General features: G+C 53.1%; 7 protein-coding genes. 4 read left to right on the top strand and 3 right to left on the bottom strand.

Annotated features, from left to right (window positions below; translation table 11 throughout):
* Nucleotides 1–1,846 precede the first annotated feature (1,846 nt).
* Both ACWNCF_RS02690 and ACWNCF_RS02685 read left to right on the top strand, forming a co-directional pair.
* Entirely contained in the window at nucleotides 1,847–2,377 is a 531-nt protein-coding gene (locus tag ACWNCF_RS02690) for a hypothetical protein (protein ID WP_449405924.1), read from the top strand.
* A gap of 2 nt (nucleotides 2,378–2,379) precedes the next feature.
* On the top strand, nucleotides 2,380–3,444 hold the full coding sequence (locus ACWNCF_RS02685; RefSeq protein ID WP_449405923.1) for a hypothetical protein: 1,065 nt from the start codon (nucleotides 2,380–2,382) through the stop codon (nucleotides 3,442–3,444).
* Nucleotides 3,445–3,679: 235 nt separating this feature from the next.
* On the opposite strand, the gene ACWNCF_RS02680 is transcribed toward ACWNCF_RS02685, so the two are convergent.
* Nucleotides 3,680–3,883, bottom strand: coding sequence for a helix-turn-helix domain-containing protein (locus ACWNCF_RS02680; RefSeq protein WP_449405922.1), 204 nt, complete (start codon nucleotides 3,881–3,883; stop codon nucleotides 3,680–3,682).
* A 135-nt stretch (nucleotides 3,884–4,018) separates the two neighbouring features.
* Here ACWNCF_RS02680 and ACWNCF_RS02675 point away from each other — a divergent pair, with 135 nt between their 5' ends.
* Nucleotides 4,019–4,348: a hypothetical protein gene (locus ACWNCF_RS02675; RefSeq protein WP_449405921.1), complete on the top strand. Its 330-nt coding sequence runs from the start codon at nucleotides 4,019–4,021 to the stop codon at nucleotides 4,346–4,348.
* A 406-nt stretch (nucleotides 4,349–4,754) separates the two neighbouring features.
* The gene (locus tag ACWNCF_RS02670) at nucleotides 4,755–5,318 is read left to right on the top strand and encodes a hypothetical protein (RefSeq protein WP_449405920.1); all 564 of its coding nucleotides are present in this window, start codon (nucleotides 4,755–4,757) and stop codon (nucleotides 5,316–5,318) included.
* A 921-nt stretch (nucleotides 5,319–6,239) separates the two neighbouring features.
* Here ACWNCF_RS02670 and ACWNCF_RS02665 read toward each other — a convergent pair.
* The gene (locus ACWNCF_RS02665; protein WP_449405919.1) at nucleotides 6,240–6,542 is read right to left on the bottom strand and encodes a hypothetical protein; all 303 of its coding nucleotides are present in this window, start codon (nucleotides 6,540–6,542) and stop codon (nucleotides 6,240–6,242) included.
* Nucleotides 6,539–6,895 (bottom strand): hypothetical protein, encoded by a 357-nt coding sequence (locus ACWNCF_RS02660; RefSeq protein ID WP_449405918.1) that lies wholly within the window; start codon nucleotides 6,893–6,895, stop codon nucleotides 6,539–6,541. Before ACWNCF_RS02660 ends, ACWNCF_RS02665 begins: the two co-directional genes overlap by 4 nt.
* Between the last annotated feature and the right edge of the window lie 440 nt (nucleotides 6,896–7,335).

The following is a 7,335-nucleotide window of genomic DNA, read 5'->3' as shown; positions in this document are numbered from 1 at the left end:
TGTCCTGTACTTCGTTCAGTTACGTATTGCTAAGGTTAAAACGGAGGAGTTAGTTGGATGATCCAGCACCTAAGGTTAAAACGGAGGAGTTAGTTGGATGATCCAGCACCTGGTGGATGGCGCAACGGTTGAGCCACAGCAGACAGAGATTGAGTTTGGTCAAATTCCTACGGGTTTAGGCATATGCGCTGTATCCATGCGTCCAGCAAGGAAGAAATTGGGCGGGCTCATGTCTCTCGGGCCTCGGATAACACTGCCGCCCACCCAAATTGCGACTTCAAGTCCGGAGAACGCGACGGATTTCCGCTACCGGCCAAGCCAGTCGACCGTTGACACGAACCGGTCGCAGAGGCCCCGTTTCGGAAGATGCCCATACCCGCAGCGTCTGCGGTTTCCGCCCCAGATGATAGGCCGCGCATGCGGTATCGACATGGGTTCGCCGTTCGAGACTCAAGCGACGTAAAGCCTGCCCAGTGAGAGGAATACCCTACATGCTCATGTTGTGCAGCGCCCTGCTGTTGCTGATTCATTTATCGCTCCCGGAATTCAACGTCCAGCGACCGTTCCATCTCCAAAGGTCAGAACGATGTCGCACGAATACATACCCAAAACTGCCGGGATGAGGGATCCCAACATCAAAACATTGGTTTCGTATCGCCGCCCTCATTTGGCATTACGACGATACGGAGGTGCCTTGGGCACCAATGGTCCGCTCCCAGCCAAGCCAGAACTCTCTCGCTGTCCGGCGTAGCGCTTCCTGCCGACAGACAGGTCATCCGTGGCGCTAGCACGGATTTATTTCTCTTTTGTGGTGGGGATATGATGTCGGCAGTCGGCCCGCCGTCGTCCTGGCCGACAGCTTCGGTGCAACCGATCAGTAGTTTTGTCTTCGATGACTTGGAAACGACGACGAGCTTGAACTATTGCCTTGCAGAGCAAACCGTCGCGATGAGTTCGATTCGGCCGATCCGTCATCCCACTTGCTGAGAGCAGAAACCGGTAGGCCAACGAGGGCGAAAAGAAGAGCGCTACGCCAAAAGGCGAGACTTGTAGCCCACCGACAGTGATGGGCAATTTGCATGGATGCTTCACTTTAGAAAAGTGAAGGCTTGAGTAAAGTTCCGCAGAGCGAGCCTAAATGGTAGAGCATGAAAAATTCCATGTCAACAACCATCAATGCATTGATGCAACTACATCGCCGAGTGCGGCCATCTGGTTGTTCTCACTGAGACCGTTCTGAGCGCGATGGACAATTCCAGGCCAACTCTGGGTTTCTGCCAGATTAGCCTTGTGAATGCAGCGCCAGAGCTCTCGCGATCAAAGCCTAATCTCGCCATACACTTTCTCCCTTTGGAACAAGCATCCAAGACATCGAGGGTATCACTTTGCCAGTGCCTGCATGGGAGCGCTAGCCGCTGCCAAAGTGCCCTACAGTAAGATACATTGCTCACCAGAAAATTTATGTGTTATCATGCTCGCGCCGCTCAGCGGCAAATGCCCCCTTCGCTAGGCATCTGGCCTTAGCAACAATCTTCGACTCGACCGCCTGAGGCCTTCCATGGGCTTCGTCCGCGCGTCATCGCAATCATCCCTTGAGCCACTCGCCCACTACGAGTAGGCCTTCATCGTTGTCATCCTCGGCAACTCGTCTGCCGCGAAACTCTTCCTTCAAATTTTCCTGCGCCTAGCGTAATCGCCCGTGATCGGCTCCACGGCTTGGTTATCTGCTCGAACGCACAACAAATTACCCGCAGTGCGACCGGGCTGAAGATGAGTTTGCCTCTTCTAGTCGCACACAGCTGTAGTCCCGTTTCGAGCCTGGACGCACATAGTCGACGAGGAAGATATGTCCCTTACCCCAGACGAATTACGCCAGCTTGCGGTCACGTTCCCGCGAGCACACGCTGCTCAGATCAACGCGAAAGCCGCAAAGTATGGCCTTTCCAGCGAGGATGTTAGGCAGGAGCTCAGCCTCATCTGCATGGAAAAAGGCGCCGAGTTCGACCCATCCAAGGGCCTCCTACCCCAGTTCCTATTCGGCCATTTGGAGAAAAGACTGCGCCGGCAATTGGGTGCTCACACCTTCGCTATTTCACTCGACCGTGTGGACGCTCTCGATGAAAGCACACGTGCGCTCATCGAGAATCTGACTATTCTGGCCGACAACGACAGCGAACTAGCGTGCCTGTCCACTCCTGACCAGCCTGGTGTAGCCAAAATCCTCTCGGTCGCGCGGTTTGCGAGCGGCAAGTCGAGCTCAGACCTTGCTCGTCTTCTCGGAGTCACCCCACGCCGTATACGACAGATTCTTCAGGAACTTCGGGAAGAACAAGCGACCTCGAATCAATTTGAACTCTCTCTCGAGGAGGGCCGCTAACCATGGCATGGCGCGACGAGAAATATGCGGACCTGAGTAACGAAGGCAAGAAAGTAGTGGCCGTCCGCTCCGACTGGGCCAGGGAATTAGGACAGACGACAGCAGCGTGGTTGGCGCAAGCGCTATTTGCACAACGACAGGCCGGGGCTGGACGATGGTGGTTCAAGAAGCTATTAGCCGAACGCGATCAGGACAATCGGATGATCCCTCCGCAAAGCGCGATTGAACACAGCTTCGAATATGAGACCGGCCTTACCCGATCACAACAAGAGACAGCACGGAAGATTTTGCGAAAACTCGGCATTCTTAGCGAGAGGCGCTTCCGTTGGCAGCGTCGCCTCGAATACATGATCAACCTGGATCGCTTGTGCGAAGTTGCAAGCGAATGGGCTCATGCGGAACGCGCTGCAGTGCGCTCCGGAGCGCAAGACCGCGCTCTCTTGGGCGGCGAATCCAACGCACAAGAGAGCGAAATTCCGCTTTCTAGTACAGAGAGTATTCAGAATTTTAAAAAAAGCAGCAGAGATACTTCCGAAAACATTCCTAACTCGCGCCCCCTCAAAAATTTGAGCGCAAGCCGTCCAGAGTATCGCTACAGCGCGGTGAAAAGAAAAAAACATACGGTCGAACCAAGTGGAATTCACTGCTGGACTGACGATGATCGTGGGTTGGCAAGCTCATTGTTGGAACAACATGGCGAAGAAAAGGTGCGAGATGCCGTCATGAAGGTCGAGGAATCGGGCGGAGATCCGTATCCATTAAGAGTGCGCAAACTACTATCCAATCCAAAAGTTTCAACAGCGATTGATCAAACATCCGAATTTATTCGCAAACACGATATTGACAAGAGCACGAAAAAAAACCGCGCAGCTGGTCGGAAAGCCATGCAGATGTTATCGGATAACGAACGGGAAGCGTTTATACCAATCTATATCGCGCAACTCGGCCCGAATCAAAAGACGAGCTTCGATCCCTCAACCCGTAAATTTCTCAATCGAGGCGAGAAGCTGCAGTACGACCGTTGGCTAGAGAAGCGATTAACGCTTGGCCAGCAGCATTGCGCCTAGCACGAACATTGGAATCAATAGGTGCGAAGTCCACCGAACACTCAGGATGTCAGTCTGCGTTTCCATCGGCGATATGCGTGCTTTAAACAAATGAGGCCAACCTGCCTACGCAGGTTCGTAGCTGCACAGCTTACGTTGCAACTGCCGTGAACTTTCTTTGCGCAGGCGGCGCCATCATGCTTAACCGGTACCGATGTCCAGTCTCGGCATCGGCCGTCCGTCTCAGCTGGAACAACTACACCTGCATCTTTCGTTCTATCCACTCCTCTAAATCGGAGCGACGGTAGCGGACTGCCGCGCCAATTCGCAAGTAAGGAATTCCGACCGAGCTGTTCGAAATACGATCTCGACGGAGAAAGTGAGTGCTTATCGCGAGCAGTTGTGCCGCTTCGCGTTCCGTAAGCAAAAGCTTTTCTTGATCTTCCATTTTATCTTCCATTGGTCTTCTCCAAGATGCCTCAATCTTTATCACGACAAGAGGAAGCGGCCTCGACTTGCGTCGAGAAGTTCTGCATTTAAGATTGATCTTGTAGTGACCACGCGTTATTCAACAACACATCAAAGGCGCAATCCAATGAAGACCAAAATGATCTCGAATGAAACCATCTTTACCATGAACTGGGCAGAGCACGATCCACGCTCCGTGAAGGCAAGCCTTAATGGCAAAGGTGACGGCCGGGTGCTGTGGTGGAAAATCAACCAGCGCATTCACCAGTTGGTCAGCCCGAAAAAAACGCTGGAAGAGATCATGTTTTCCTTTCACTCGCGTCGTCACGCCATCACGCTCTTCATCCTCGATTTTCGGCTCGAGGTGAATCGGGTAGCGGCAATTATTCGCTCCGAAGGATTGGTAGCGGGCATCCGAAACGCCGCCTGTGCTACCGGCAACCACCTCCATCGCTAACGATTGGGATGCAACGGAAAAGTTTTCGCGGTGTGCTCATCGAACCCAGCGCCGCGCAAACAGAAGATCATCCTGATCATAGAACCAACATCTCGGCCAACATTAGGGACTCAAAATGAAAGAATTCATTGATCACTTAAAGAAAGTGGCAATCCAAGACTTCCGCGACTTCTTTGCACCGTATGTCTTTTTAATTCGTTCCATTCGGTCGTTGGCCTCGACGATATCCCGCGGCATCAAATCGCGGTGGAATCGCAACAAGAAGGGCGACCAATAACACAAGCGTGGATTCTGGGCAGGGCTTGAAACGACGTCTCTGCCCAGCTTGCTCGGCTGTCCCGCAAGCTTGCGCGCAGCGAAAAGCATGATCTACTGATCTTGGAACCATCTCTTAAAGGCCCCAAACGTGAGCTTTGAATTCAACCCGGACGATACGTTCGACAAATACCCAAACCCCTATCGGTTTGAAAACATTTTTCTGGCCACCGGGGCAGCCGCCGCGCTCGCCGGCGGCATTGCAGCCATCATTCACGCGCGAGAATTTTTCAGGGTCCACGAGGACAGGGTTGCCTTGATCGCGGTCGCTGTAGCGACGCTCGTACTGGTCTTGCCGTCAAACTGCTCATTCAGGCACGTCAAATGCGCTCTCCTCGTCGCAAATTCCCCCGCGGCTTGGCTGGCGAGTTGCACTGATAAAGGCAAGGAGCCGGCAAGATCCTGGACGCTCGCCACGAGCAATCGAATTCCCCGAGCCCAGGGGCGCCCTGATGGCGTGACGCCGAGTGAAAGGAAACATATCTTTGCGTTTTTCGGGCTGACCAGTGAATCCCGACCGGCCGTCACCTTGCAACTGCTCACGGAGCATGATGTGCTCTGCCGTTATGTAAAGAGTTCATTCAGATCGTCTTCATTGGATTGCGCCTTTGATGTGTTGTTGAATAACGCGTGGTCACTACAAGATCAATCTTAAATGCAGAACTTCTCGACGCAAGTGGAGCCACTTGCTTCTTGTCGTGATAAAGATTGAGGCATCTTGGAGAAGACCAATGGAATAAATTGGAAGATCAAGAAAAGCTTTTGCTTACGGAACGCGAAGCGGCACAACTGCTCGCGATACACACTCACTTCTCCCGTCGAGATCGTATTTCGAAGCTCGTCGGAATTCCTTACTTGGAGTTGGCGCGGCAATCCGTACCGTCGCTCGACTGAGGATGGATAAGACGAAAAGCCAGGTGTCGTTTTCCAGCTAGACGGACGGCCGATGCCCGAGACTGGACATCGGTACGGTTGAGCGTCATGGCGCCGCCTGCGCAAGAAAGCCACGGCGTGCGACGCTGAGCTGTGCGCTACGAACCTGCGTCAGGCAGGTTGGCCTCATTTGTTTAAAGCACGCATATCGCCAATGAAACGCAGACTGACATCCTGAGTGTTCGGTGGACTTCGCACCTATTGATTCCAATGTTCGTGCTAGGCGCGATGCTGTCGGCCAAGCGTTAATCGGCTTCTCTAGCCAACAGCGGTGCGTACTGCAGCCTTTCTCGCCTCGATTGAGAAATTTACGGGTTGAGGGATCGAAGCTCGTCTTTTGATTCGGGCCGAGTTGCGCGATATAGATTGGTATAAACGCTTCCCGTTCGTTTATCCGATAACATCTGCATGGCTTTCCGACCAGCTGCGCGGTTTTTTTTCGTGCTCTTGTCAATATGCGTGTTTGCGAATAAATTCGGATGTTTGATCAATCGCTGTTGAAACTTTTCGGATTGGATAGTAGTTTGCGCACTCTTAATGGATACGGATCTGCCGCCGATTCCTCGACCTTCATGACGGCATCTCGCACCTTTTCTTCGCCATGTTGTTCCGACAATCAGCTTGCCAACCCACGATCAGATCGTCAGTCCAGCAGTGAATTCCGCTTGGTTCGACCGTATGTTTTTTTCTTTTCACCGCGCTGTAGCGATACTCTGGACGGCTTGCGCTCAAATTTTTGAGGGGGCGCGAGTTGAGATGTTTTGGAAGTATCTCTGCTGCTTTTTTTAAAATTCTGAATACTCTCTGTACTAGAAAGCGGAATTTCGCTCTCTTGTGCGTTGGATTCGCCGCCCAAGACGCGGTCTTGCGCTCCGGAGCGCACTGCAGCGCGTTCCGCATGAGCCCATTCGCTTGCAACTTCGCACAAGCGATCCAGGTTGATCATGTATTCGAGGCGACGCTGTCCAAGCGGAAGCGCCTCTCGCTAAGAATGCCGAGTTTTCGCAAAATCTTCGTGCTGTGCTCTTGTTGTGATCGGGTAAGGCCGGTCTCATATTCGAAGCTGTGTTCAATCGCGCTTTGCGGAGGGTGCGTCCGAATTGTCCTTGATCGCGTTCGGCTAATAGCTTCTTGAACCGCCATCGTCCAGCCCCGGCCTGTGCGTTGTGCGAATAGCGGCTTGCGCCGACCGCGCTGCTGTCGGTCTGTACTGCTAATTCCCTGGCCCGTCGGAGCGGACAGCCACTCTTTCTTGCCTTCGTTACTCAGGTCCGCATATTTCTCGTCGCGCCATGCCATGGTTAGCGGCCCTCCTCGAGAGAGTTCAAATTGATTCGAGGTCGCCTTGTTTCTTCCCGAAGTTCCTGAAGAGATCTGTGACGCAGTGGGTGGCTCCGAGAAAGACGAGCAAGGTCTGAGCTCGAGCTTGCCGCTCGCAAACCGCGCGACCGGAGAAGGATTTTGGCTACACCAGGCTGGTCAGTGGCAGGGCGGCGGCTGGCCCGCTGTTCGTTGTCGCCCAGAATAGTCGGATTCTCAATCAGCGCACAGTGTGCTTTGCGGTCGAGACATCCACACGTCGAGTGAAATACGGTGTGAGCACCCAATTGCCGGCGCATCTTGTCTCCAAATGGCCGAATAAGGAACTGGGGAGGTGCTGGATGATCCAACTAACTCCTCCGTTTTAACCTTAGGTGCTGGATCATCCAACTAACTCCTCGTTTTAACCTTAGCAATAC

This window comes from Massilia phosphatilytica, assembly GCF_977014125.1.
This window is presented reverse-complemented; position numbering and strand designations above follow the sequence as displayed.

Coding starts and splice junctions, on each gene's coding strand:
- ACWNCF_RS02690 (WP_449405924.1), top strand. CDS start 1,847: ATGTCCCTTACCCCAGACGAATTACGCCAGCTTGCGGTCACGTTCCCG.
- ACWNCF_RS02685 (WP_449405923.1), top strand. CDS start 2,380: ATGGCATGGCGCGACGAGAAATATGCGGACCTGAGTAACGAAGGCAAG.
- ACWNCF_RS02680 (WP_449405922.1), bottom strand. CDS start 3,883: ATGGAAGATAAAATGGAAGATCAAGAAAAGCTTTTGCTTACGGAACGC.
- ACWNCF_RS02675 (WP_449405921.1), top strand. CDS start 4,019: ATGAAGACCAAAATGATCTCGAATGAAACCATCTTTACCATGAACTGG.
- ACWNCF_RS02665 (WP_449405919.1), bottom strand. CDS start 6,542: ATGATCAACCTGGATCGCTTGTGCGAAGTTGCAAGCGAATGGGCTCAT.
- ACWNCF_RS02660 (WP_449405918.1), bottom strand. CDS start 6,895: ATGGCATGGCGCGACGAGAAATATGCGGACCTGAGTAACGAAGGCAAG.